Annotated in this window: 20 protein-coding genes and 1 pseudogene; 14 read left to right on the forward strand and 7 right to left on the reverse strand. The window is 71.3% G+C overall.

Translation table 11 applies throughout. The features are described from left to right. Positions 1–347 precede the first annotated feature (347 nt). The 9 genes and pseudogenes from glmS to AB0F52_RS19030 form a co-directional block, all read left to right on the forward strand. A complete protein-coding gene (gene glmS, locus AB0F52_RS18990; protein ID WP_103342497.1) occupies positions 348–2,210 on the forward strand; it encodes a glutamine--fructose-6-phosphate transaminase (isomerizing) in 1,863 nt (620 codons plus the stop codon). A 17-nt stretch (positions 2,211–2,227) separates the two neighbouring features. Next, positions 2,228–3,667 (forward strand): NAD(P)H-hydrate dehydratase, encoded by a 1,440-nt coding sequence (locus tag AB0F52_RS18995; RefSeq protein WP_360172190.1) that lies wholly within the window; start codon positions 2,228–2,230, stop codon positions 3,665–3,667. A 194-nt stretch (positions 3,668–3,861) separates the two neighbouring features. Continuing rightward, on the forward strand, positions 3,862–4,698 hold the full coding sequence (locus tag AB0F52_RS19000) for a DeoR/GlpR family DNA-binding transcription regulator (protein WP_360172193.1): 837 nt from the start codon (positions 3,862–3,864) through the stop codon (positions 4,696–4,698). Next, the gene (gene xylB, locus AB0F52_RS19005; RefSeq protein WP_360172196.1) at positions 4,688–6,118 is read left to right on the forward strand and encodes a xylulokinase; all 1,431 of its coding nucleotides are present in this window, start codon (positions 4,688–4,690) and stop codon (positions 6,116–6,118) included. The genes AB0F52_RS19000 and xylB overlap by 11 nt, the downstream gene beginning before the upstream one ends. Before the next feature lie 3 nt (positions 6,119–6,121). Further along, positions 6,122–7,213 (forward strand): sn-glycerol-3-phosphate ABC transporter ATP-binding protein UgpC, encoded by a 1,092-nt coding sequence (gene ugpC, locus AB0F52_RS19010; protein ID WP_308672627.1) that lies wholly within the window; start codon positions 6,122–6,124, stop codon positions 7,211–7,213. Positions 7,214–7,242: 29 nt separating this feature from the next. After that, a complete protein-coding gene (gene alr, locus AB0F52_RS19015) occupies positions 7,243–8,373 on the forward strand; it encodes an alanine racemase (RefSeq protein ID WP_360172200.1) in 1,131 nt (376 codons plus the stop codon). Further along, positions 8,370–9,467 carry an alpha/beta hydrolase gene (locus AB0F52_RS19020; RefSeq protein ID WP_360172203.1) on the forward strand — a complete coding sequence of 366 codons (1,098 nt, stop codon included), beginning with the start codon at positions 8,370–8,372 and terminating at the stop codon, positions 9,465–9,467. The genes alr and AB0F52_RS19020 overlap by 4 nt, the downstream gene beginning before the upstream one ends. Further along, positions 9,464–9,925 (forward strand): tRNA (adenosine(37)-N6)-threonylcarbamoyltransferase complex ATPase subunit type 1 TsaE, encoded by a 462-nt coding sequence (gene tsaE, locus AB0F52_RS19025; RefSeq protein WP_360172206.1) that lies wholly within the window; start codon positions 9,464–9,466, stop codon positions 9,923–9,925. Before AB0F52_RS19020 ends, tsaE begins: the two co-directional genes overlap by 4 nt. Before the next feature lie 20 nt (positions 9,926–9,945). Further along, positions 9,946–10,833 (forward strand): annotated as a pseudogene (locus AB0F52_RS19030) (P-loop NTPase fold protein); the annotation flags it as partial. Positions 10,834–11,977: 1,144 nt separating this feature from the next. On the opposite strand, the gene AB0F52_RS19035 reads toward AB0F52_RS19030, so the two are convergent. Genes AB0F52_RS19035 through AB0F52_RS19045 form a run of 3 tightly spaced genes read right to left on the reverse strand, consistent with a single transcriptional unit; the run spans position 11,978 to position 15,775 of the window. Then, a complete protein-coding gene (locus AB0F52_RS19035; protein ID WP_360172209.1) occupies positions 11,978–12,976 on the reverse strand; it encodes a serine hydrolase in 999 nt (332 codons plus the stop codon). A gap of 50 nt (positions 12,977–13,026) precedes the next feature. Beyond that, positions 13,027–14,358: a carboxyl transferase domain-containing protein gene (locus AB0F52_RS19040; protein ID WP_360172212.1), complete on the reverse strand. Its 1,332-nt coding sequence runs from the start codon at positions 14,356–14,358 to the stop codon at positions 13,027–13,029. Beyond that, positions 14,351–15,775, reverse strand: a complete 1,425-nt coding sequence (locus AB0F52_RS19045) for an acyl-CoA synthetase (protein ID WP_360172215.1) — start codon at positions 15,773–15,775, stop codon at positions 14,351–14,353. Before AB0F52_RS19045 ends, AB0F52_RS19040 begins: the two co-directional genes overlap by 8 nt. Before the next feature lie 99 nt (positions 15,776–15,874). On the opposite strand from AB0F52_RS19045, the gene tsaB reads away from it, so the two are divergent. From tsaB to tsaD, 3 genes are read left to right on the forward strand one after another with little or no spacing between them, the layout of a single operon-like run. Beyond that, on the forward strand, positions 15,875–16,540 hold the full coding sequence (gene tsaB / locus AB0F52_RS19050; protein ID WP_360172218.1) for a tRNA (adenosine(37)-N6)-threonylcarbamoyltransferase complex dimerization subunit type 1 TsaB: 666 nt from the start codon (positions 15,875–15,877) through the stop codon (positions 16,538–16,540). After that, entirely contained in the window at positions 16,537–17,016 is a 480-nt protein-coding gene (rimI, locus tag AB0F52_RS19055; protein ID WP_013222663.1) for a ribosomal protein S18-alanine N-acetyltransferase, read from the forward strand. The genes tsaB and rimI overlap by 4 nt, the downstream gene beginning before the upstream one ends. After that, the gene (tsaD, locus tag AB0F52_RS19060; protein ID WP_360172221.1) at positions 17,016–18,062 is read left to right on the forward strand and encodes a tRNA (adenosine(37)-N6)-threonylcarbamoyltransferase complex transferase subunit TsaD; all 1,047 of its coding nucleotides are present in this window, start codon (positions 17,016–17,018) and stop codon (positions 18,060–18,062) included. Before rimI ends, tsaD begins: the two co-directional genes overlap by 1 nt. 182 nt (positions 18,063–18,244) lie before the next feature. Here tsaD and wecB read toward each other — a convergent pair whose 3' ends face one another. The 3 genes from wecB to AB0F52_RS19075 all read right to left on the reverse strand — a co-directional run bounded on the left by wecB (position 18,245) and on the right by AB0F52_RS19075 (position 20,455). Beyond that, positions 18,245–19,396, reverse strand: a complete 1,152-nt coding sequence (gene wecB / locus AB0F52_RS19065; protein WP_360173187.1) for a UDP-N-acetylglucosamine 2-epimerase (non-hydrolyzing) — start codon at positions 19,394–19,396, stop codon at positions 18,245–18,247. A gap of 100 nt (positions 19,397–19,496) precedes the next feature. Then, on the reverse strand, positions 19,497–19,676 hold the full coding sequence (locus tag AB0F52_RS19070) for an LPXTG cell wall anchor domain-containing protein (RefSeq protein WP_360172224.1): 180 nt from the start codon (positions 19,674–19,676) through the stop codon (positions 19,497–19,499). Positions 19,677–19,687: 11 nt separating this feature from the next. Beyond that, the gene (locus tag AB0F52_RS19075; RefSeq protein WP_360172227.1) at positions 19,688–20,455 is read right to left on the reverse strand and encodes a choice-of-anchor P family protein; all 768 of its coding nucleotides are present in this window, start codon (positions 20,453–20,455) and stop codon (positions 19,688–19,690) included. Positions 20,456–20,815: 360 nt separating this feature from the next. On the opposite strand from AB0F52_RS19075, the gene xrtP reads away from it, so the two are divergent. Together xrtP and AB0F52_RS19085 are read left to right on the forward strand one after the other, a co-directional pair. Continuing rightward, positions 20,816–21,325, forward strand: coding sequence for an exosortase P (gene xrtP / locus AB0F52_RS19080; RefSeq protein WP_360173190.1), 510 nt, complete (start codon positions 20,816–20,818; stop codon positions 21,323–21,325). Then, complete coding sequence (locus AB0F52_RS19085) at positions 21,322–22,698, forward strand: glycosyltransferase family 2 protein (RefSeq protein ID WP_360172230.1); 1,377 nt, start codon at positions 21,322–21,324, stop codon at positions 22,696–22,698. Before xrtP ends, AB0F52_RS19085 begins: the two co-directional genes overlap by 4 nt. A 21-nt stretch (positions 22,699–22,719) precedes the next feature. Here the strand turns inward: AB0F52_RS19085 and AB0F52_RS19090 are convergent, their stop codons facing one another. Beyond that, entirely contained in the window at positions 22,720–24,588 is a 1,869-nt protein-coding gene (locus AB0F52_RS19090) for a peptidoglycan recognition family protein (protein ID WP_360172233.1), read from the reverse strand. Positions 24,589–24,764: the final 176 nt, after the last annotated feature.

Here is a 24,764-nt window from a genome sequence, read left to right on the forward strand (position 1 = left end):
GCATGACCGGCGCCCACCCAGACCTCCCCTGCCACCCCGATCCGAAGCCAGCACGCGGACGGTGGTGCCGGGTCAAGGCACGCTTTCCCGCCTTGACGCGGCGCTACCGTCCGTAGTGACAATTGCGCTTCGGGGTGGTGGGTCAGCGAGTGCCCGGCCGTCCACCCGCGGGGCGCCCCCCCGTTTTCCACGTTACCGGCAGCCACCGACGGTTTCGGTCGCCCGCGCGTCCCGAGGGGCTCGGCCGAGCCGCATTGGTTCGAACCACCGCGGCCGCGTCCCCGCAGGTCGGAGCCCGTTCGCGGACCCGGTCAGCCCGCTGAATATCCCTCGTTAGGCTGGTGAGCGTGTGTGGAATCGTGGGATATGTCGGGCACCGCCCGGCTCTGGACGTCGTCCTCGGCGGGCTCCGGCGCATGGAGTACCGCGGTTACGACTCCGCCGGTGTCGCGGTCCTCGACGGCGCCGGTGCGCTGACCGTCGAGCGCAAGGCGGGCCGGCTGGCCAACCTGGAAGGCCGGCTCGACGAGGTCGGCCGCGAGCACTTCGGCGGCACCGCCGGCATGGGGCACACCCGCTGGGCCACCCACGGGGCGCCGATCGACCGCAACTCGCACCCGCACCGGGACGCCTCGGAGCGCGTCGCCGTCGTGCACAACGGCATCATCGAGAACTTCGCCGCCCTCCGTGCCGAGCTCGAAGCCGACGGCGTCGAGATGGCCAGCGACACCGACACCGAAACCGCCGCCCACCTGGTGGCCCGCGCGTACACCGAAGGCGACACCAAGGGTGACTTCACCGCCAGCGTCGCCGCCGTCTGCCGCCGCCTCGAAGGGGCGTTCACCCTGGTCGTGACGCACGCCGACCACCCGGACACGATCGTGGCCGCGCGCCGGTCTTCGCCGCTGGTCGTCGGGGTCGGCGAGGGGGAGCACTTCGTCGCCTCCGACGTCGCCGCCTTCATCGAGCACACCCGCGAGGCCGTCGAGCTCGGCCAGGACCAGCTCGTCGTCATCACCCGCGAGGGCTACGACGTCCTGGACTTCCACGGCGACGCCGCCCAGGCCAAGCCGTTCACCGTGGACTGGGACCTGTCCGCCGCCGAGAAGGGCGGCCACGAGTACTTCATGCTCAAGGAGATCGAGGAGCAGCCCGAAGCGCTGGCCAACACGCTGCGCGGGCACTTCGAGTCCGGCCGGATCATCCTCGACGAGCAGCGCATCTCCGACCAGGACCTCCGGGACGTCGACAAGGTCTTCGTCGTCGCCTGCGGGTCGGCCTACCACTCCGGCCTGGTCGCCAAGTACGCCATCGAGCACTGGACGCGGCTGCCGGTCGAGGTCGAGCTGGCGTCGGAGTTCCGCTACCGCGACCCGGTCCTCGACCGCGACACGCTGGTCGTCGCCGTGTCGCAGTCCGGCGAGACGGCGGACACGCTGGAAGCGGTCCGGCACGCGCGTGAGCAGAAGGCGCGCGTCCTCGCCGTCTGCAACACCAACGGCGCGCAGATCCCGCGCGAGTCCGACGCCGTGCTCTACACCCACGCCGGGCCCGAGATCGGCGTGGCCTCGACGAAGGCGTTCCTCGCCCAGATCGCGGCCAACTACCTGGTCGGCCTGGCGCTGGCGCAGGCTCGCGGCACGAAGTACCCGGACGAGGTCGCGCGCGAGTACGCCGAGCTGGAGGCCATGCCCGCGGCCGTCCAAAAGGTACTGTCCACTGTGGAGCAGGTGCGGGACCTCGGTCGCCGGATCGCCGACTCGAAGGCGATCCTGTTCCTCGGCAGGCACGTCGGCTTCCCGGTCGCCCTCGAAGGCGCGCTGAAGCTCAAGGAACTCGCGTACATGCATGCCGAGGGCTTCGCCGCCGGCGAGCTCAAGCACGGCCCGATCGCGCTGATCGAAGACGGCCTGCCGGTCGTCGTCGTGATGCCGTCGCCCAAGGGTCGCGCGGTGCTGCACTCGAAGCTCGTGTCGAACATCAGCGAGATCCAGGCGCGTGGCGCGCGCACGATCGTCATCGCCGAAGAGGGCGACGAGACGGTCCGGCCGTTCGCCGACGAGCTCATCGAGGTCCCCGCGGTGCCGACGCTGCTGCAGCCGCTGGTGTCCACCGTGCCGCTGCAGGTGCTGGCGGCGGAGATCGCCCGCGCCCGCGGGTACGACGTCGACAAGCCGCGTAACCTGGCGAAGTCCGTCACTGTCGAGTAGTTGCGGGAGGCCCCGCCGTGCAGGGAATCTGGACCACGGAACGGATTCGTGAGGCGGAGGGGCGGGCGTTCGCCGTCACGCCCGAGGGCGAGCTGATGCGGCGAGCGTCGTTCGGCTTGTCGGTGCAGCTCGCGGACTTCCTCGACGACCACACCGGCGGCGTGTCCGGCCGCCGGGTCGTCCTGCTGGTCGGCTCCGGTGACAACGGCGGCGATGCGCTGTGGGCGGGGGCGTTCCTGCGCCGCCGCGGGGTCGCGGTGACGGCGATCCTGCTCAAGCCCGAGAAGGCGCACGCGAAGGGACTCGCCGCGCTGAAGCGAGCCGGGGGTCGCGTGGTGTCCGCCGAGGACGGTCCACAGTGGATCGCGAAGGCGGACGTCGTGGTCGACGGGATCGTCGGCATCTCCGGCCGCGGCGCGCTGCGGCCGGACGCGGCCCGGCTGGTCGGGCTGGTCGAGGCCCCGATCGTGGCGGTCGACCTGCCCAGCGGCGTCGACCCGGACACCGGCGCGGTCGACGGGCCCGCGGTCAACGCCACCCGCACCGTCACGTTCGGCGCGCTCAAGCCGGTGCACGTGCTGGCGCCGTCGTGGTGCGGTGAAGTGGTGCTGGTCGACATCGGCCTCGAACTGACGGACCCCGATCTCCGGCGGCTCGACATCGTGGACGTCGCCGCGGCCTGGCCGGTGCCCGGCCCGGAAGACGACAAGTACAGCCAGGGCGTGGTGGGCGTCGCGGCGGGTTCGGCGACCTACCCGGGCGCGGCGGTGCTGGCCGCGGGCTCGGCGGTCCGCGCGACCTCGGGTCTCGTGCGGTACGCCGGCCACGCGGCGGACATCGTCCGCGCGCAGTGGCCGGAGGTCATCGCGACCGGCACGGTGGCCGACGCGGGCCGCGTCCAGGCGTGGGTGGTCGGGCCGGGCATCGGCACCGGCTCCGAAGGGCGCGATGTGCTGCGGTACGTCCTCGGCCAGGGCGTCCCGGTCTGCGCCGACGCCGACGCGACGACGATCATCGCGAAGTCCCCGGACGTCCTCGACGCGCGCGACCCGGACACCCCGCTGGTCCTGACCCCGCACGCGGGCGAGTACGAGCGGCTGATGGGCCGCAAGCCGGGCCCGGACCGGGTGACCGCGGCGCGCGAAGCGGCGAAGAAGTACCAGGCGGTGGTGCTGCTGAAGGGGCACTGCACGGTGATCGCGGCACCGGACGGCCGGATCGCGGTGAATCGTCCCCGAGGAGCTTGGCTGGCGACGGCCGGTTCGGGCGACGTGCTGTCGGGCCTGGTGGGTGCCCTCCTGGCCGCCGGGTTGGACCCCTGGCTGGCGGCCGCCGCGGCGGCCGATGTGCATGCGCTGGCCGGGGCGATCGCGGCCCAGAACGCCCCCACCTCGGCGTCGGGCCTGGTCCACGCGATCCCGGAGGCCATCCGGTCGATCCGCTCGCTGACGACCTGACCGGACGACACGCGTACCTCCACGGACGACACGCGTACCTGGATGGCCGACACGCGGGCCCGCCGGTCCGGCGGTCGTGTCGTCCGCTCGGGTACGCGTGTCGTCCGGTTGGAGACGACGGCCCGGCGACCGACGTGCGAAGAGATATCGAGTTCTCTGTTAACTTCGCGCGATAAATCTGGTAAGAAGTCCGTGTGAGCGGCGGCACAGCAGCATCCGGAGACCGGAAGACCCGGCCGTCCGATGCTGTCGTCGAGCAGCGGCGGCAGGACATCCTCGATCACGTCATCGAGGAGGGCGAGGCCCGGATCGACGACCTGACGTCGAAGTTCAAGGTCAGCCTGATGACCATGCACCGCGACCTCGACGACCTGGCCGAGCGCCGGCTCCTGCGCAAGCTGCGCGGCAAGGTCGAGGCCTACCCGGCGCTCACCATCGAGAGCGCCGCCCGCTTCCGCGACACGCTCCACCACGGCGAAAAAGAAGCTCTCGGCCAGGCCGCCGCGAACCACGTGCTGCCCGGCCAGACCGTCTTCGTCGACGACTCCACCACCCTCCTCCCGCTGGTCAAGCGGCTCGCCGAGATCGACGCGCTGACCGTCGTCACCAACTCGCTGCACGCCGCCCGGCTGCTCGGGCCCCGGGTCGAGGTCGTCCTCGCCGGCGGCCGCTACAGCCACGAGTACGACTCCTGCGCCGGGCCCGAGGTCCTCAACCTGCTCGACAGCATCCGCGCCGACGTCTCGTTCGTGTCGGTCACCGCCGTCGCCGTCGGGCGCCTGTTCCACCCCGATCGTGACTACGCCGAGCTCAAGAAGGCCGCGCTGAAGGTCGCGAACCAGACCGTCCTCGTCGTCGACCATTCGAAGTTCGGCCGCACCGCCACCTACGCGCACGGCGACGTCGGCGACTACGACCTGCTGATCACGGGCCAGGCCACGCCCACCGAGGAGATCGAGGCCGCGTTGAACGCGGGCACCGCGATCGAGATCGTCGAACACGTCGCAGAGGGGCAGCCCTATGACAGCTGAACTGGTCGCCGGCATCGACTCGTCCACCCAGTCGACCAAGGTCGTCGTGTGTGACGCCGCCACCGGCGAAATCGTCCGCACCGGCCGCGCGCCGCACCCCGACGGCACCGAGGTCGCTCCCGCCGCCTGGTGGGACGCCTTCAAGGAAGCCACGAACGGCCTGCTCGACGGCGTCACGGCCATCGGCGTCGGCGGCCAGCAGCACGGCATGGTCACGCTGGACGAAAACGACGACGTGGTCCGGCCGGCGCTGCTCTGGAACGACACCCGCTCCGCGCAGGCCGCCCTCGACCTGATCGAGGAGCTCGGCGGGCCGTCGGCCTGGGCGAAGTCCGTCGGCTCGGTGCCGGTCGCCAGCTTCACCGTCACGAAGCTGCGCTGGCTGGCCGAAAACGAGCCGAAGCTCGCCGACCGCGTCGCGCGCGTGCTGCTCCCGCACGACTGGCTGACCTGGAAGCTCACCGGCGGCGACCCGGTCACCGACCGCGGCGACGCGTCCGGCACCGGGTACTTCTCGCCGTCCGACAACGCCTACCGCCTCGACGTCCTGAGCCACGCCTTCGGCGGCCGGACGCCGGAGCTGCCGACCGTGCTCGGCCCGGCCGACGCCGCCGGCCACACCCCGGACGGCGTGCTCGTCTCCGCCGGCACCGGCGACAACATGGCCGCCGCGCTGGGGCTCGAACTCCAGCCCGGCGACGCCGTCGTCTCGCTCGGCACCAGCGGCACCGTGTTCGGCGTCGCCGAGACCGGCGCGGCCGACGTCAGCGGCGAAGTCGCCGGGTTCGCCGACGCCACCGGCCGCTTCCTGCCGCTCGCCTGCACCCTCAACGCCGCCCGCGTCCTCACCGCGACAGCCGCGATGCTCGGCGCGACGCTGAGCGAGTTCGACCGCCTCGCCCTGACTGCCGAGCCGGGGGCGGGCGGACTGACGTTCCTGCCGTACCTGGACGGCGAGCGCACCCCGAACCTGCCCGGCGCCACCGGCTCGCTGTCCGGCCTGACCAGGGACAACATGTCCCCGGCGAACCTCGCGCGCAGCGCCGTCGAAGGCATGCTCTGCGGCCTGGCCGCCGGCCTCGACGCGGTGCGCGCGCACGGTCTCGACGTCCAGCGCGTGCTGCTGATCGGCGGGGGCGCGCAGTCGCGGGCCGTCCGCGCGGTCGCGCCGCTGGTGTTCGGCGTGCCCGTGCAGCTGCCCGAAGTCGCCGAGTACGTCGCGCTCGGCGCGGCCCGGCAAGCGGCCTGGGCGGCGGCCTCCAGTGCGGAACCGCCGTCCTGGCAGGAAAACCAGAAGCTCCGGCTCGAGCTGGACGAGCCGACCGAGGCGCAGCGCGCCGAGGGCCACCGGATCCAGCAGCGCCACCTCGAAGCCCGCGAAGCGGCTTACGGGGTCCGGCGGAATCTCGGAGAGGACTGACCGATGGCTTCCATCACCTACGACAAGGCGACCCGGCGCTACGCCGGCTCGGAGCGCCCCGCGGTCGACGCGCTGGACCTGGAGATCGCCGACGGCGAGTTCCTCGTGCTGGTCGGCCCGTCCGGCTGCGGCAAGTCGACCAGCCTGCGCATGCTGGCCGGCCTCGAGGACATCGACGACGGCGCGGTCTGGATCGGCGACCGCGACGTCACCCAGCTGCCGCCGCGCTCGCGTGACATCGCGATGGTGTTCCAGAACTACGCGCTGTACCCGCACATGACGGTCGCGCAGAACATGGGCTTCGCGCTGAAGATCGCCGGCCGCCCCGCGTCCGAGATCAAGCAGAAGGTCCTCGAGGCCGCGAAGCTGCTGGACATCGTGGACTACCTCGACCGCAAGCCGAAGGCGCTCTCCGGTGGTCAGCGCCAGCGCGTCGCGATGGGCCGCGCGATCGTCCGCGAGCCGCAGGTCTTTCTGATGGACGAGCCGCTGTCGAACCTCGACGCCAAGCTGCGGGTGTCGACGCGTACGCAGATCGCCGCACTCCAGCGCCGGCTCGGCGTCACGACGGTGTACGTCACGCACGACCAGGTCGAGGCCATGACGATGGGTGACCGCGTCGCGGTGCTCTCGGACGGCCTGCTGCAGCAGTGCGACACCCCGCGCGCCCTGTACGACCGGCCCGCAAACGCTTTCGTCGCGGGCTTCATCGGCTCGCCGGCGATGAACCTCGCCACCGCGAAGCTGACGGCGGACGGGGCCGAGGTGGGTGGCGCGCGCGTGCCGCTGACCCGCGAGACCATCGCCGCCGCCGACGGTGACACCGTGACCCTGGGCTTCCGCCCCGAGGCCCTCGAGGTCGTGACGAACGAGGACGGCGCCCTGCCGATCAAGGTGGACCTGGTCGAGGAGCTCGGCTCGGACGCCTTCGTCTACGGCAAGCTCGCCCAGACCGACGCCGACGACACCCGCCCCAACGTCGTCGTCCGGGTCGACCCGCGCACGCCGCCGGCCATGGGCGACACGCTCCACCTGCGGATCCGCCCCGACGAGCTGCACGTGTTCTCCGCCACGTCCGGGGCGCGCCTGCCCTGACCTCGGCTCATGGGAAACTGGAGGGCGCCATGTCCTCCAGTTTTCCCCATGAACCCAGCCCGCGGGCGCAGGTCGACATCGACCTCGACGCGATCCGCCACAACCTCACCCTGCTGGGCGCCCGCGCGCCCGGCTCCCAGGTGATGGCCGTGGTCAAAGCCGACGCCTACGGCCACGGCGCGCTGCCGGTGGCGCGCGCCGCGGTCGAGGCCGGGGCCACCTGGCTGGGCACCTGCTCGCTCGGCGAGGCCCTCGCCCTGCGTGAAGCCGGCCTCAAGACCCGGCTGTTCAGCTGGCTGGACACCCCCGACGTCGACTTCGCGCCGGGCGTCGAAAACGACATCGACCTCGCCGCCAGCTCGCTGGGTGAGCTTCGCCGCATCGCGGCCGCGGCGAAACCGGGTACCCCGGCGCGTGTGCACCTCAAAATCGACACCGGGCTCTCGCGCAACGGCTGCCCGCCCGCCGCGTGGGCCGAACTGGTCGAAGCGGCGGCCGCCGAACCGCGGGTCGAGGTCGTCGCGATCTGGTCCCACCTCGCGTGTGCCGACGAGCCGGACCACCCGGCGACCGACCTGCAGGCCAAACGCTTCGCCGAGGCCTACGACACCGCCCGCGCCGCCGGGCTCGACCCGCTGCGGCACCTGGCGAACTCCGCGGCCCTGCTCACCCGGCCCGACCTGCACTTCGACATCGTCCGGCCCGGCATCGCGATGTACGGGCTGAACCCGGTGCCGCAGCCGGAAGACCTGCGCCCGGCCATGACGTTCCGGTCGGCGGTCGCGCTGGTCAAGCGGATCGAGGCCGGGGAATCGGTGTCCTACGGGCACACCTGGACCGCTTCCCGGGAGACGAACCTGGCGCTCGTCCCGGCCGGGTACGCCGACGGCGTCCCGCGTTCCCTTTCGGGCCGCATGGACGTACTCCTCGGCGGGCAGCGGCGGCCGGTCGCCGGGCGGGTCTGCATGGACCAGCTGGTGGTCGACTGCGGTGACTACGAGCCTTCCGTCGGCGACGAGGTCGTCCTCTTCGGCGCCGGTGCGCACGGCGAGCCGACCGCCCGGGAATGGGCCGGCAAGCTGGGCACCATCGACTACGAGATCGTGACCTCGATGTACCGGCCGCGGGTGCGCCGCCGGTATCTGGGGGAGCACCCGTGACTCCTTCACGACGAATGCTGGCCATCGCCGGCGGGGTCGGGGCCCTGGCCACCGGGACCGCCGCCGTCATCGCCGTCGCCGCGCAGCAGCGGCGGCACAGTGAGGATCCGTACGTGGACGAGCCGCTGGGGGAGCTGAAGCCGGACCGCACTTCGACGGTCGCGGCCGAGGACGGCACGCCGCTTTCGGTCGAGGAGATCGACCCGGAAGACGGCGGCGAACCGGAACTGACCGTCGTGGGGGTCCACGGCTTCGCGCTTTCGCGGCGCTGCTGGCACTTCCAGCGTCGCGACCTCGCCTCGCTTCGGCTGCCTCGCGTGCGTCAGGTGTACTACGACCACCGCAGCCACGGGCTGTCCGGCATGGCTTCCACCAAGACGTCGACCATCGAGCAGCTGGCGCGGGACCTGGACTGCGTGCTGCGGTCCGTGGTGCCGGACGGGCCCATCGTGCTGCTGGGGCACTCGATGGGCGGCATGGTGATCATGGAGCTGGCCGCCGAGTTCCCTTCGCTGTTCGAAGAGCGGGTGGAAGGCGTCGCCTTCATCGCGACCGCGGCGGGCGAAGTCGGCGCACGCGGGTTGCCGCGTTCACTGCTCTCGAAGTACAACCCGCTGACGCGCGCCGCCGGCGGGCTCGCCGGCTGGCAGCCGGGGCTGGTGGAGTTCGTCCGCGCGGCCGGCGGTCAGCTGACCCGGCAGGCCGTGCGCCGGCTGGCGTTCGGCAGCCGCGACGTCGCGCCCCGGCTCGTCGACTTCATGCTCGAAATGCTGGAAGTGACGCCGGTGCGCGGGCTCGTCAACTTCATCGACACGCTCGGCAGCCACAACCGCTACGCGGCGCTGGCGGGCCTGAAGCACGCGGAAGTGCTGGTCATCGGCGGCGATTCGGACCGGTTCACGCCGTTCTCGCACGCCGAACGGATCGCGGCCGAGCTGCCCGACGCGGAGCTGGTGCGCGTCCGCGGCGCCGGCCACATGGTCCAGCTCGAGCAGCCCGAGCTGGTGAACAGCCATCTGATCGATCTCCTGCAACGCTGTTCCGGTGCGGACGGCGAATCCTCGTCCCGGCGAACCTGGTGGTGGCAGCGTTGAGCATGGTGTTTCCCACGCCCGAAGAGACCATGGACTTCGGGCGGGCCCTCGGCCGCGTCCTGCGCGCGGGCGACCTGGTCCTGCTGGCCGGGCCACTCGGCGCGGGCAAGACGACGCTGACCCGCGGCATCGCGGACGGCCTGGGTGTCGGCGGCCGGGTGAGTTCCCCGACGTTCGTGCTGGCCCGCGTCCACCCGGCGGGCGCTGCGGGCGTGCCGCTGGTGCACGTGGACGCGTACCGCCTGGGCGGCGACCTGTCCCAGCTGGACGACCTCGATCTGGACACGGACCTCGAGCGTTCGGCGATCGTGGTCGAGTGGGGTGAGGGGTCGGCGGAACGGCTGTCGGAGGACTACCTGGTGGTCCGCCTGGACCGCCGCGAGGACGACGTCCGCGAGATTACGCTGGAACCACACGGTTCCTGGGCGGACCGCGTCCCGGAGCTGGTCGGCTCGTGACCCAAGCACGGCGTTTCGTCGTGCTCAACGACGCGCCGCTGGGCGATGGCGCAGACGAAGACCTGCTCAAGATCACGCAGGTCGCAGGGGCCCTCGCCGACTTGATCGTCGCGTCGCGGAGCACCGCGCCCTTCACCTTGGCCGTCGACGCCGCCTGGGGCATGGGCAAGAGCAGTCTCCTGCACCGGCTGGACGTGACGTTGGCCGCCGAGGCCGGGATTTCCACCGTGTGGTTCAACGCGTGGACCTCGGGCCGGGCGAGTGCGTTGGAAGGTCTGATCAAGTCGGTGCTGCTCCGCTTCGACCGCAACGTCATCCGGCGGGCCCTGCGGTCGATGTCGAAGCGCGCGCACCTGCTCGGTGCGTTGCGGGGACTCGCGCTTGGGGCGGCCAGCTTCTTCGGTCTCGGCCGGGTGGTCGACGAGATGTGGCAGCGCATGTCCTTGGACGCGCAGGCTCGCAACCAGATCAAAGGCGTCCTGCGCGATGCGTTCGGGGCTTGGCTGGCGAAGGGCGGCGAAACCGGCGGCCGGCTGCTGGTCGTGTTCGTCGACGACTTGGATCGATGCGCGGGCGAACGTGTTGTCGAGGTGTGCGAGGCGATCAAGCTCTACCTCGACGTGCCGGGGATCGTCTTCGTGCTGGCCTGCGACCAAAGCGCTTTGTGGCGAGCGGTCCAGAACTCATCGGGCGTCGGCGACCCCGCGGCCGCGGTGGAGTACCTGGAGAAGATCGTCCAGATCAGCTACCGCATTCCGGCGCCGTCGTCCGACCAAGCTCTGCAGCTGGTGGACGGCTACCTTTACCGGTCGGGAACGAGCGGTTTGTTCGACAAGCCGCTGAAAGACCTGATCATCGAACGATCCGGCCGCAACCCACGCCGGATCAAGCGGCTGATCAACAGCTTTGTGCTCGAGTACCACCTCAACCGGACCTGGGACGCGATCGGTCTGGAGAACCTGGTCAAAGTGATCATGCTCCAGCACTTCTACCCGGCGTTCTACCGCCTCCTGAGCAATCCCCGGCACCTCGGCCTGATCTCCGAGTTCCTGGCTTACCGGGACTTTCGCAAGGAAGTGAAGGAAGTGGAGGAGGGCGGCGCGGTGACAACTTCGGACTGGGCGCCGCTGTTCGGCTCGAAGGGGCTGAGGCCGCCGCTGGGCCGGCCGGACGAGCTGCACGACTTGGAGCGGCAGCTGCCGGCCGAGTTTCCGGCCCTCGTCGACGACCGGGACTTCGTGGCCTTGCTGGAGAGCTTCGGCCCGGCCACGGAAAGCGTGATGGAGCAGCTGCAACGGCGTCCGCTCGCGGTGACCCAGGTGCCGGACGACCACGCGGCGGCAGGACTCCTGGCGAGTCTGCAGTCGATTCCGGAGCACCTGGACCTCCCGGCCACGCCGGACAACCTGGCCATCACGGCCGACGGCCGGCTGGTCGCGGTCCAGCGCCCGGACCGGGTGGAGGGGTTGCGGGAGAGTTTTCCGTTGGCGGAGAACCGGCGATCGGCGCGTGTTCGCCTCCCGGTGGCCGAGCCGATCCGGCCGGCGCTGCGCGACCTCCGCGTCCTTTGGGTCGACGACCAGCCGCCGAACAACCGCGGCCTGGTGGGCTACCTCGTCGAGTGTGGCGTCCGGGTCGACATCGCGAGGGGCTGGACCGAGGCTCGGGACAGGCTGGTCCGGCATCGTCCGGACGCCCTGCTGTCGGACTTCCGGCGCGGCACCGATGACAACGCGGGGATCGACGATCTGGCGAGCTTCCGCCGCGAGGGCTACGACGGCCCGGTGCTGTTCTTCTCCGGGAAGGTACCGAGCTTGAGGCTGCAGAGCCGGATCCAAGAACTGCGGGCGGAGGGTCCGACCAACGACGAGAACGAGGTGGTGCGCTGGCTGGAGCAGCTGGTCGCCGGCCGAGAGGATTGACCACCGCCCGCGCCACGCCCAGGTCCACTCGCGCGGCTCCGAACGAGCTGATCGGATCACGGCGGCGGAACTGCCGGAGGGCAGCGACCGCCGTGTGGCCCACGGTGGTCGCTGCCCTCGGGAGCTGCGCTCAGCCGCCGTTGTACTGCTGGTAGGCCGGTGCCCGGAAGGTCCGGGCGCCGGCGCCCGCGATCTTGTCGACCGCGCGCATGAACTTCGGCCCCATCTTCGCGGTGGCCTGCCGGACCGGGTGCGTGGCCCCGAAGTCCTCCGGGTTCGCCTGGCCGTGCGCGAACATCGAGTAGATCACCACCGGCTTGCCCGCGGCGTCGAACATGATCCCGGCCTCGTTGCGGCCGTCGTTCAGCCAGCCCGCCTTCGTGGCGATCCTCGCCCGGTCGGCGGACGACATCTCACGGCGGATACCGTCGGTGAACGCCACCTGCGACCGCAGGATGGACAGCAGGTAGTCCGTCGACGCCGGGCTCAGCAACGTGCCCGCGACCAGCGCCTTCAGCAAGTCGTGGGTCTCGCGCGGAGTGGTTTGGCCGAGGAAGTAGCGGTTCGGGTTGGCCACCGGCGTGACCTGGGTCTTGGGGAAACCCTTGGTCACCAGGATCTGGTTGATCTCGGCCGCCGGCACCACGAGCCCCACCAGCCGGACGCACGTGTCATCCGAAACCGTGAGGAACAGCGACAGGACGTGGCCCAGCGTGAACGCGCTCGGGTACGCCTTGTCCAGGATGATGATGCCGTCGCCACCCGGCACGACGATGCTCGCCGGCACCTGGACCTGCTGGTCCAGGGTGAGCAGGCCACGGTCGATCTTGTCCATCAAGGTGACCGCGACGGCCACCTTGTTGACGCTGTACGCCTCGACGATCTCGTCGGACGCCACGTCGACGGCCACCTGGTCGGCCACGCTGATGTAGGAGTTCCAGATGCCGCCTGCCTCGGCGGCCGCGTCGTCGTAGACGCGCTTGACCTTCTGCCTGGCCCGGTCCGGTGTGGCCGGGCTGGCCTCGATGTCTGCTTCCTGCGCGAACGCGGGAGAGCCGGCCAGAAAGCTTCCAGCGGCGACGGCGGTCCCCAAACCGAACGCCGCTCGCCTGTTGAGTCGATACCCCATCGCAAGATCCAACCACGAATGGCTGAACCTCGTGAGTGGTAACGCGGGTTCTAATCCGCTTTACCACTCACGACCGCCCGCGCGACGCCCAGGTCCACCAGGTCCTGCGGCCGCAGGTGCAGCTGGTTGGCGATGTCCGGCACCTCCGAAGCCGGCCGCTTGAGGATCGCCGCCGCGGCTTCCGGAGAGGTCACCGAGAAGTACGCGTCCGGGGCCACCCACGTCGAACCCGCCGCGGCGAACGCCAGGGCACCGCCCGAGCCGCCTTCGCCGATCACCAGCGTCGTCACCGGGACCGAGGCCGTCGCCACCGCCTCGAACATCTCCGCGATCGCGCCGCCCGCGCCCGCCTGCTCCGCCGCGGCGTCGTTCGCCGCGCCCGGGGTGTCGACCAGCGTCAGCACCGGGATGCCCAGGCGCGACGCCAGCCGCACCAGCCGGGCCGCCGTCCGGAAGCCGGATGGCAACGTCGGCGTGCCGCACTGGGCCGCGTACGCGACCGTCCGCCCGTCGCGCCGGCCGAAACCGCACGCGACACCGGGATCCGCGCCGCCGACGCGGTCGCCGCTGATGTCCTGCCGCCAGTCGAAGTACGCGTCGAGGTACTCCGCCGCCCGGGCCCGCGATGGTGACCGCGCCGCCTGAACCGCTTCCCAGCCGGTCGAAGGCGCCGAAACGGCCCGCAGCGCGGAAGGCGGCGGAGCCGCGGCCGACGAATGCGCGGTCAACAGGCGCAGCCACCGTTCCAGCGTCGCGCCGAGTTCCTCCGGTGCCACGACGGCGTCGACCTGGCCCCAGCCGAAGTGCGCCTCCGCGGTGTACGCCTCCGGCGAGCCGGCCGGGCGCACCCGCGAGCCCGCGAACCCGACCTGCGCTTCCGGCAGCGCGAGGATGACGTCGGCACCCGCGCCGAGCGTCGCCCACCCGCCGCCGGTCGTCGGGTCCCGCAGCACCGAGATCTGGGGGATGCCCACCGACCGCGTCAACGCCGACGCCCGTGCCACCCGCTGCAGCTGCATCAACGCGCGCATGCCCTGCTGCATGCGGCTGCCGCCGGTCGCGATCAGCGAAACCACCGGCAGCCGCACGTCGCGGGCGTGCGCGAACGCCGCTTCGATCCGGTCGCCGGTGCGCTGCCCGAGCGACCCGCCGAGGAACCCGAACTCGAAGGCGATCAGCACGGCTTCGACATCGCCGATCTTCGCCGTCCCGCAGAGGACCGATTCCTTCTCGCCCGTGCGCTCCTCCGCGGCGGAACGCGCTTCCCGGTAACCCGGCCAGCCGATCGGGCCGTCGGCGGGCTCCTCGCGCAGCGGGGTCGGGAACTCCGTGAAACCGCTTCCGATGGCGCCGAGGATCTCGCGCGCCGGCAGCCTAGGCACCGAGCGTCCGCTTCATGACCTTGCCCATGTCGTTGCGCGGCAACGCGTCCAGGTACCGGACGACCCGCGGGCGCTTGTGCGGCGCAAGCAGCTTCGCGACGTGGTCGGCGAGCTCGCCGGCGGCCGGTGGCTCGCCGGCGGGCACGATCCAGGCGACGATGCGCTCGCCGAGGTCGTCGTCCGGTTCGCCGGTGACGGCCGCCTCGGCGACGCCGGGGTGTTCGAGCAGCGCGTTCTCGATCTCGCCCGCGCCGATCTTGTAACCGCCGCTCTTGATCAGGTCGGTCGCCTTGCGCCCGACGATCTTGACGTACCCGTCGGTGTCGCGCGTCGCCATGTCGCCGGTGCGGAACCAGCCGCCGTCGAACGCGGCCGCGGTCGCGTCCGGGCGGTTGAGGTACTCGGTGAACAGGTTCGGCCCGCGGACCTGGATCTCGCCGACCGTCTCGACGTCTTCGATCACTTCGCCGGCGTCGCCGACCAGCCGCAGTTCGACGCCCCGCAGCGGGACGCCGACCGTGCCGGGCTTGCGCTCGCCGTCCGCGCGGACGCTCGTGTTCATCAGTGTCTCGGTCATGCCGTAGCGCTCGACGACCTGCTGGCCGGTGGCCGCGGTGATCCGCTGGTGGTCGTGCACCGGCAGCGCCGCGGACCCGGAGACGAGCAGCCGGGCCCGCTTGAGCGCCTCGGCGAGCGTGGCGTCGGAGCCGACCTCGCCGGCGATCCGGTGGTACATCGTCGGCACGCCGAACAGCATCGTCGCGCCGGCCGCCAGCTCCCGCGCGACGCCCTCGGTCGAGAACCGGCCGAGGTGGCGCACCGAACCGCCGCGGCGCAGCGGGCCGAGGATGCCGAGGATCAGCCCGTGCACGTGGAACAGGGGAAGCGCGTGCACCAGCGTGTCCGCGCCGGTCCAGCCCCAGGCGTCCTCCAGGGCGTCCAACGTGGTCGCGAGCGCGCGGCGGGGGAGCACGACACCCTTCGGCGGCCCGGTGGTGCCCGAGGTGTAGACGATCAGCGCCGGGCTTTCCGGGTCGGGTTCGTCCGCGAGCAGCGCTTTCCCCCCGGTCAGGGAGATGTCGCGGCGCGGCAGGGCGGCGAGCCCGGCGGGCAGCTCGGCGCCGGGTTCGGCCAGGACGAGGGCGGGTTCGCTGTCGGCGAGGATGTGGGCGAGCTCGCGCTCGCCGATCTTCGGGTTGAGCGGCACCGCCGGCACCCCGGCGAGCAGCGCGGCGACGACCGCGACACTCGTGTGCACGGTCGGCGTCGCCCACACCGCCACCCGGCCGGGTGGCAGCTCGCGGGCGAGACCGCCGGCGACGGCGGCGAGGTCGTCGTAGCTCAGGACGTGGTCGCCGAAGCGCAAGGCTTCCTTCGCGGCACCGGCGACGAGCGAGGGGAACAAGGGGTCGGGCACCGCGGGGACCTCCCAGTGTCGGACTCGAGCAGCACGTTACCGCGCTGATCCGTCCCCTGCAGCAAGCGGCCGAAGACGCTGGTCGTAGGCTGGGACACCGTGTTGGTACTGGCGATCGATACTTCGACCCCGGCGGTGACCGCGGGCGTCGTCGCGCTGGACGGCGGCTTGGTCGAGACGCGCGGTGAGCGCGTCACGGTCGACCCCCGCGCCCACGGAGAGCTGATCACGCCGCACGCGCTGGCCGCCGCCGAGGCCGCCGGGGTGACCCTCAAGGACCTCGACGCGATCGTCGCCGGCGTCGGCCCCGGGCCGTTCACCGGCCTGCGCGCCGGCCTGGCCACCGCCGCCGCGCTCGGCCACGCCCTCGGCATCCCGGTGTACCCGGTCTGCAGCCTCGACGCGCTGGCCACCGACGTCGCCCCGGGGGACGACGCTTTCCTCGTGTGCACCGACGCCCGCCGCCGCGAGGTCTACTGGGCCGCCTACGACGCCGCCGGCCGGCGCACCGACGGCCCGCACGTCCAGCGCCCCGCGGACCTCGAGACCGGCGTCAAGGTGGCGGCCGGGGACGGCGCCGTCCTGTACGCCGACGTGCTCGACGTCCGGCCGGTCGAGCCGCGCTTCCCGTCGCCCGCCGGGCTGGTGAAGGTCGCGAAGGACGCGCTGCTGGCGAAGGAACCGCCCGCGCCGCTGACGCCGTTGTACCTGCGCCGTCCGGACGCCGTCGAGCCCGCGGCGCCGAAACGGGTGACCGCTCCGTGAGACTCGAACCCCTGCGCCGCATGGACATCGCCCGGTGCGTGGAGATCGAGAAGATCCTGTTCCCCGGCGACGACCCGTGGAGCGCCCGCGCCTTCCACTCCGAACTGGACGCGGGCAACTTCTACCTCGCCGCCCGCCCGGACGAGGGCGACGAGCTGCTCGGCTACGCCGGGCTGGCCGTCGTCGGGCGCCGCCGCGGCGAGTACGAGGCGACCGTGCACACCATCGGCGTCGCGCCCGAGCACCAGGGCCAGGGCATCGGCAAGGCGCTGCTGCAGGCGCTGCTGACGCGGGCCGACGAGTTCGAGGCGCCGGTCTTCCTCGAGGTCCGCACGGACAACACCACCGCGCTCGCCTTGTACGAGCGCCACGGCTTCGAACGGCTCGGCATCCGGAAGCGCTACTACCAGCCTTCCGGTGCCGACGCGTACACGATGGTCCGCCCGGCGCGGACGCGAGACGGGGTGGCGGGCTGATGGCACGCATCATCATGGGCATCGAGAGCTCGTGCGACGAGACCGGCGTCGGGTTGGTCCGGCTGCACGACGACGGCACGGTAGAGCTGCTGGCCGACGAGGTGGCCTCCAGCGTCGAGCAGCACGCCCGGTTCGGCGGTGTGGTGCCCGAGGTCGCCAGCCGCGCGCACCTGGAGGCGATGGTCCCGACGACTTCGCGGGCGTTCGCCACGGCTGGTCTTTCGCTGTCCGATGTGGACGCGATCGCGGTGACGGCCGGGCCGGGGCTGGCCGGTGCGCTGCTCGTCGGTGTCTCCGCGGCGAAGGCGTATGCGACGGCGTTGGATGTGCCTCTGTACGGCGTCAACCACCTGGCCGGGCACATCGCCGTCGATACGCTGCAGCATGGGCCGTTGCCGGCGCCGTGCCTGGCGCTGCTGGTTTCCGGTGGGCACACGCAGCTGCTGCGCGTTGATGACATCGCGTCGTCGATCACCGAGCTGGGGTCCACTGTGGACGATGCCGCCGGTGAGGCGTACGACAAGGTCGCTCGCGTGCTCGGCCTGCCGTACCCGGGTGGGCCGCCGATCGACAACGCGGCCAAGAACGGGAATCCGGCGGCGATCGCGTTTCCCCGTGGGATGACGGGGCCGCGCGATGCTGCTTTCGACTTTTCCTTCTCGGGGTTGAAGACTTCGGTCGCGCGTTGGGTCGAAGGCGCTTTGCGGCGTGGCGAGGAGATTCCCGTGGACGATGTTGCGGCGTCGTTCCAGGAGGCCGTTGCGGATGTGCTGACCGCGAAGGCGATTCGTGCGGCGAAGGAGCAGGGGATCGACACGATGGTGATTTCCGGTGGGGTGGCGGCGAACTCGCGCTTGAAGGAGCTGGCCGCGGAGCGTTGTGCGGTTGCGGGTATTGAGCTGCGGGTTCCTCGGCCGAGGCTGTGCACGGACAACGGCGCGATGATCGCGGCCTTGGGTGCGCATGTTGTGGCGGCGAAGCGGCCGACGGCGCCGCTGGACTTCAGTGCCAATCCGGCGCTGCCGGTGAATGTGGTGTCGCTCTAGCGGTATTTCTCCGCCACCCCGAAGCCCGATTGTGACTACGGCCGGCGGCACCGCGTCAAGGCGGGAAAGCGTGCCTTGACCCGGCGCCGCCGGCCGTGTTCTGGCTTCGGATCGGGGTTGCGGGGGGCCTGGGCCCCGTGTTGCGGTCGGCGAGGTCGCCGCCCTTGGTGGTCGCGTGCGCGTTAGGAAGCCGCTGCTGGGGTGGTGGCCGGGGCTCGGACGCCCAGCAACTCCTCGATCGCCGCGACCGCCAGCACCGCCGCATTTCCTTCTCCGTAAGGATTGCCCACCTGGGCCGGGCGTAGCTCGCCGCTCAGCAATCTTGCCGCCGTGTCCGCGATGCGCTCGGTGTCCGTGCCCGCCAGCCAGGCGCACCCCGCCGCCACCACCTCCACGCGCTCGGTCACCTCGCGCAGCACCACCACCGGGGTGCCGAACGTCGGTGCTTCCTCCTGGATGCCGCCCGAATCCGTCAGTACCAGTGCTGCCAGCCGCAACGCTCGGACCAGGTCCGGGTACTCCAGCGGGTCCGTCACCGTCACCCGGGGGAGGCCGGCCAGTGCCGCCTCCACCTGGGCGCGGACCTGGGGGTTGGGGTGTGCCGGGAACAGCACCTGGACGTCCGGGTGCTCGGCCACGATCAGCTGCACCGCCGCCAGCGTCCGCTCCAGGGGCTCGCCCCAGGACTCCCGGCGGTGGGACGTGACCAGCACCAGCCGCTCGCCCGCCTCCGCTAACCCCATCTCCAGCAACGCCAGCGCCGTGTCGCGGGCAGGCAGGTCGCGGGCCGCGATCTCCAGCACCGCGTCGACCACCGTGTTGCCCGTGACCGCGATCTGTTGCCGCGCAACGCCTTCCGAGCGCAATGCCGCCGCCGCGCCCAGGGTCGGGGCCAGGTGCAGCGCCGCGATCCGGGACACCATCTGCCGCGCGCCCTCCTCCGGGAACGGCGCCGCGAGGTCGTGGGTGCGCAGCCCGGCTTCCAGGTGGACCACCGGTATGCCGAGCCAGAACGCGGCCAGCGCGCCCGCGAGCGTCGTCGTCGTGTCGCCCTGGACCACCAGTGCGGCCGGGGTGTGGCGGCGCAGTGCGTCGTCGAGCGCGGGCAGCAGGCCCGCCATCAGCTCGGCCTGGCCGCCGGTCACCCGCGGTGGCACGTCGAGCCACACGTCCACGGCCAGCCCGAACGGCTCCAGGGCCTGCTCGACCATGCCCGGGTGCTGGCCGCTGTGGACCACGACCGGGCGCAGCACCGGGTGGGCCGCCAGCGCCAGTGCCAGCGGCGCGAGCTTGACGGCTTCCGGTCGTGTCCCGGCCAGCAACATCACGTCCACCTCGCGGTGCCCCTTCTCCACATCGTCCAGTGTCCAGGAAATAACCAGCCCGGGCCGCCGGCGTGCGAGGGGCACACGCCGGCGGCCCGGGGTCACCGCCTCAGTCCCGCGCCCGGGAAAGGCGGCGGTTGCGGCGGTGGACGGCGATCAGCGCGCCGGTCCCGAGCAGGACCAGGAGCACGCCGAGGGCCAGCCACCACCCGATGTCGGCGCCGGTGGCGGCGAGGGTGCCGACCCCGCCCCCGGCCACGCCGACGCCCGCGCCCGGCATCTTGTACATCCGCGCCTCACTCAGGCCCGCGCGGAACGGCGGCGGAAGATGCGGGTGCCGACCGGCAGCGCGACGGCGCCCAGCAGGCCGAGCCCGATCCACAGGCCCGCACCCGACGCCAGCGGCATCGGCGGCGCGGCCGGACCGCAGGTCGCCGACGACACGACGACGTCACCCGAGCCGAGCGCCTTGAGCCCTTCGCCGAGCAGCTTCACGTGGACGGCGTTGACCGTGAGGCTGCCGTCGGCGTTCTTCACCTGCTCGTTGAGGATGATCGTCGCGACGTTGAGCGCGCCGAGACCGACCTTGATCTGCGTGTTCGCGGCCGGAGCGGCGTCAACCGCGCCGACGCTGCCGAGGTTCGCGCCGACCAGTTTCGTGCTGCCTTCGACGCCCTTCTGCGTCGCGGTGCACACGGCCTCGACGAGCTTGATGCCGACGTTGCCGAGAGCCGCCTTGAGCAGCGGCAGCGCGACGTCGGCGGTGCTCGCCTTCGCCGTCACCGCACCGGAATTCTCGTCGCGCTTGGCTTCGGTGTTGATCGCGCCGGCGGTGAGGATGCCGGTGAGGTCGACCTTCGCCAGGCTGCTGCTCGTCGGGCCCGCGGTGTTCGCGGCCGCGAACGGGCCCGCCTTCACCGCGTTCTGGCCGAGCAGCTTGACGTCGACCTTGACGCCGTACGCCGATCCGTCGCCGGGTGCTGCCGAAGCGGGGGCCGCGCCGGCGAGCACGACGCTCGCCACGACCGCGGCGAGCAGCCCGCCACGGCGCACGAGGGAGCTCTTCATCAAGTGGTCCTCCGAATTCGCTGGATTTATCGGGGGTGCGTGACGGCGGCGCGGAACGACCCGGCTTGCCATGACTCGGCACGCGGATCGACTATCGCGAAGACCGGCTCGAATAGCACACAAAATTTTCCGAATCACCGGATCGGGTAAGGCTCGGCGCCGTTTTCGCTGGTCGTTTCCGTATCACTCGAACGGCGTAACAAGTTCGGCTGAGGTCCAGCCGATTGGGGCGGCGTTTCCACCCCTCCGGGTGGAAACGCGCGGCACATATGTCCTACGCTCGCCGGTGCCCCCCAACTCGATCGGGAAATCGACACCGAGAGGAACGTCGTGGCGGTAGCGAGCGCTCCGAACTCAGGAATGGCAAGGTTTCCGCTGGTCGCGGCCATGGGTGCACTGGCCGCGGCGGGTGCCGCGGTGGTGCTGGCCGAGCGGTTCTACCGCGAACTCGAAGTGCGGCTCGCCGGGGTGATCCTCGATCTGTTCACTACATCGGGTGTTTATGTCGCGCCCGATCGGGAGACTGTTTACTTTGGGTTGACCAGTGCTGCTCCGTTCGGGTTGAGAATGACGCCGGAATGTTCCTCGGCGTTCCTTTTGCTCCCGCTGCTCGTTGTGACGATGGCCATGCTGTACTTCCGGCCGTCGAATGTGCGGCGGCTCTTCTTTTCGCTCGGCATTTCGGCGCTCGTCGTCGTGCTGGTGAACCAGCTGCGCATTCTGACGATCGTCGGTCTCGTGCACTGGTTCGGCACCGACGATGGCTACTACTGGGGCCACACGCTGCTCGGTTCGATGGTGAGCGTGTTCGGCGGTGCGGTCTCGATCGTCCTGTTCGTCTGGCTGTCCACGCGAAAGAAGCAGGCATGAGCGTCAAGGTCCTGCTGGCCATCACGCAGGCGTTCGCGCTGACCATGAGTGTGGCGTTCCTCGTCTACGTCGTGGTGATCGTGGTGCCTTACCTGCGCCGCAGACCCGGTCCGGCCGGCGACCCGGCCGGCTTCACGTGGCACTTCTTCGTACCGTGCCGCGACGAGCAGACGGTCATCCGCGAGACGATCCGCTACCTGCGCACCACGTTCCGCCGGGCGCACGTCTGGGTCGTCGACGACGACTCGGAGGACCGCACCGCCCGCGTCGTCCGGATGCTGTGGCGGCGCCACGGCGGCTACGACCCGTACCTGCACCTGGTGCCGCGCGTGCGACCCGAAGCCCGGACCGGCAAGGGGGACGCGCTCAACGCGGCCTACCGCGCCCTGAACGACTGGATGGGCCCGGACGCCGCCCGTGACGACGTCGTCGTGGTGGTCGTCGACGCCGACGGCCGCCCGTCGCCGAACTGCCTGGAGGTCTGCGCCGCGGACCACCTCTTCGGTGCTCCGGCGGTCGGTGCGGTGCAGCTCGACGTCCGGATGGGCAACGTGGACACGCCACCGCCGTCGCGCAACCCGCTCGGCCGCTGGTTCGGCCTCAAGCTCGCGCAGCTGCAGGACCTGGAGTTCCGGACGGCGATCGCGGCGATCCAGACGTCTCGCGGGTTCACCGGCACGATCTCGATGGGCGGCAACGGCCAGTTCACCCGCCTCACCGCGCTGGACTCGATCGCCGGCGACGCCGGGGAGCCGTGGCGCGGCTCGCTGCTGGAGGACTTCGAACTCGGCGTCCACCTGCTCACCGCGGGCTGGCGCACCGGGTTTACCCCGGATGCCCACGTCTCGCAGGAAGGTCTGTACAGCCTGCGGCGGTTCCTCGTGCAGCGCACGCGGTGGGGCCAGGGCACCATGCAGTGCGCCCGGTACCTGCGCCGGATCTGGGATTCACCGCACGTCAGCACGCTCGGCGCGGCGGAGATGATGTACTACCTGGCCCAGCCGTGGCTGCAGCTGCTGGGCTCGCTGCTGTACCCGATCCCGTTCGTCCTGCTGGTGATCGGCACCGCGGGCGATCCGGGGCAGATGTGGACGTGGTTCACCGGCGGCGCCTGGATCCTGTTCGCCGTCTACGGTTCGTTCGGGCTGCTGCCGTTCCTCGTCTGGGGCCCGATCTACCAGCTGAAGTGCTTGCGCACCAAGAACATCCTGCGCGGGTTGGGGATGGGCTTCGCGTACGCCGCGTACATCTACACGTTCTACGTGACGTCGTGGCGCGCGCTGTTCCGGCTCGTCCGCGGGCGCAACGGGTGGGCGAAGACGCGCCGCAACACCGAGCAGGCGGCCGGGGTGAAGGTCGCGCTCGACGCGTGAGCGCGACCTCCACCCGGGGAGTCAGAACGCCGGGACGATCCGGACGTCGTCGGCCTTGACGAAGGCGATCCGGTGCCCGAACTGGATCTGGACGTACTTGAGCTTGCCCTTCACCACCACGTGGTCGGCCGGGTCGAACGTGGTCGCCCAGTAGTACTCGGAGCCGACCGTCCCGCCCGAGGAGTACCTCTGGCCGGCGGAGAGGGTGTACGGCAGCGGCGTGATGGCCTGCACGGTCACGCCCGCCGGGTAGGCCTCCGGCTCGGGGTAGGCCCGGCCGTAGACCGGCACTGTCGCCAGGCCGGCCTTCGGCGTCACGACCCAGCCGATCGCGGGCTTCGCGACCCGGGCGTCGCGCGGGTTGTGGAACCAGCCCTTCTGACCGAGGTACCAGATCGCCGTCCAGTCGCCCCGGACGTCGGCGACGGCGTACCGCTGGCCGGTCGCGACCCGGCTGCCGACGTCGGACACGTCCATTGTGGACGCCGTCCCCTTCGGGTGCAGGCCGATGTCGACCAGCAGCGGCGACGACTCACTCGGCGCCGAGTGCAGCACGACGGCTTCCGAGCCGCGCGGCACGCAGGGGGTGCCGGGACTGTCGCAGCCGGTGAAGGCGGGCTGGTTCTTCGCGAAGTCCGGGTCGATGGTGACCAGCGACGAGCCGGGCAGGCCGAACCCGCCGAGCGGCGCGCCGAGCAGGTCGAAGTAGTGCGACCAGTCCCAGTACGGACCCGGATCCCAGTGCATGCCCGGGATCGTCGCCGGGGTCGTGCCCGGCACGTTGTCGTGGCCGATGATGTGCGCCCGGTCGAGCGGGATGCCGTACTTGCGCGAGAGGTAGCCGACGAGCTTCGCGCTCGAGCGGTACATGGCCTCGGTGTACCAGGTGCCCTTCGCGGCGAAGCCCTCGTGCTCGATGCCGATCGACTTCGCGTTGACGTACCAGTTGCCGGCGTGCCAGGCGACGTCCTTGGTCGGGACGTGCTGCGCGATCAGGCCGTCGGCCGAGCGGATGGTGTAGTGCCAGCTGACGTACGTCGGGTCCTGGACGAGGTCGAGGACGTTGGCCCAGTAGCCCTCGGTGTCGTGGATGACGATGTGGTCGATCTTCTGGCTCTCGGGCCGGTTCGCGAGGTCGTGGTTGCCGTAGTCGTCCTTCGGCAGCTGCTGGTACGGCGCCGGGACCGATTCGCAAGTCACCCTGCGCGGGCATTCGACGCCGGCCGGTGTCTTGTCGGCGTGCTGCGGGACGACGATGTCGGGGGTCGCGCTCAGCGTGACCTGCTGGCCGTCGTCGGTCGTCCGGGCGGCGCCGGTCTTGATCGTGTCGAAGACCTCGTCGGCGAAGGTCTGCGCGGCGGCTTGGTCGGCCGAGCCGCTGTAGCGGGCGACCGCGTTGTACCAGTCGCTCTGGCCGGCGTGGTACTTCGCGAGGAGGACCGCGCCGCCCCGGATGTTCTGGGTTGCGTCGGTGCGCAGCGTTTGTGCGTCGGTTCCGAGCAGTTGCGCGGCTTCATCGACGGTCTGCAGCGTTGGCGGCGGCGCGGCGGGCCTGGCCTGGGGGTGCGTGGCCGGGCGGGCGTCGTCGCCTCTTGCGTCTTCGGTGCCGTCGTCGTGGTGGCTGGTCGCCGCTCCCGCTTCGCGCAGGTCCGTGAGGTGCATCGGGCCGTAGCCGGCTGAGGTGCTGGGCGTGCCGGCGTTGGTGTCCCAGCGTGACTCCAGGTAGGAGACGCCGAGGAGGACGTTCTCGGGGACTTTGAACTCGGCCGCCGCTGCCGCGAAGTCGCGCTGGCGTTGGCTCGTGGGGTCGGCTTGGGCCGGAGTGGCAAGACCGGTGAGAAGGGCGAGGGCAGCGGCTACGGCCGCCGTTCTCGGGACGGGCCGGGACATGGGCATGAACCCCCAGGGTGCAGTGGCCAGAGGTCAGAACTTAACCAGAAACTCACGTCGGGGGTAAGGGCTGACCTGCTGGGAATGCGGGACATCGCCCTGCTGGTGGACCCTGGTTGCACGGCTGGCACTCCCGTGGCTAGAGTGCTAAATGCACGGCCCGACAGCCCCGGCAC

Origin of the sequence: Amycolatopsis sp. NPDC024027 (assembly GCF_040638975.1) — a bacterium.
Lineage (GTDB): Bacteria > Actinomycetota > Actinomycetes > Mycobacteriales > Pseudonocardiaceae > Amycolatopsis.

What these genes read in the sequence shown, in the direction of transcription:
- xylB (WP_360172196.1), top strand. Translation starts at nt 4,688, where the DNA reads ATGACAGCTGAACTGGTCGCCGGCATCGACTCGTCCACCCAGTCGACC.
- ugpC (WP_308672627.1), top strand. Translation starts at nt 6,122, where the DNA reads ATGGCTTCCATCACCTACGACAAGGCGACCCGGCGCTACGCCGGCTCG.
- alr (WP_360172200.1), top strand. Translation starts at nt 7,243, where the DNA reads ATGTCCTCCAGTTTTCCCCATGAACCCAGCCCGCGGGCGCAGGTCGAC.
- AB0F52_RS19035 (WP_360172209.1), bottom strand. Translation starts at nt 12,976, where the DNA reads ATGGGGTATCGACTCAACAGGCGAGCGGCGTTCGGTTTGGGGACCGCC.
- tsaD (WP_360172221.1), top strand. Translation starts at nt 17,016, where the DNA reads ATGGCACGCATCATCATGGGCATCGAGAGCTCGTGCGACGAGACCGGC.
- AB0F52_RS19070 (WP_360172224.1), bottom strand. Translation starts at nt 19,676, where the DNA reads ATGTACAAGATGCCGGGCGCGGGCGTCGGCGTGGCCGGGGGCGGGGTC.
- AB0F52_RS19075 (WP_360172227.1), bottom strand. Translation starts at nt 20,455, where the DNA reads ATGAAGAGCTCCCTCGTGCGCCGTGGCGGGCTGCTCGCCGCGGTCGTG.
- xrtP (WP_360173190.1), top strand. Translation starts at nt 20,816, where the DNA reads ATGGCAAGGTTTCCGCTGGTCGCGGCCATGGGTGCACTGGCCGCGGCG.
- AB0F52_RS19085 (WP_360172230.1), top strand. Translation starts at nt 21,322, where the DNA reads ATGAGCGTCAAGGTCCTGCTGGCCATCACGCAGGCGTTCGCGCTGACC.
- AB0F52_RS19090 (WP_360172233.1), bottom strand. Translation starts at nt 24,588, where the DNA reads ATGTCCCGGCCCGTCCCGAGAACGGCGGCCGTAGCCGCTGCCCTCGCC.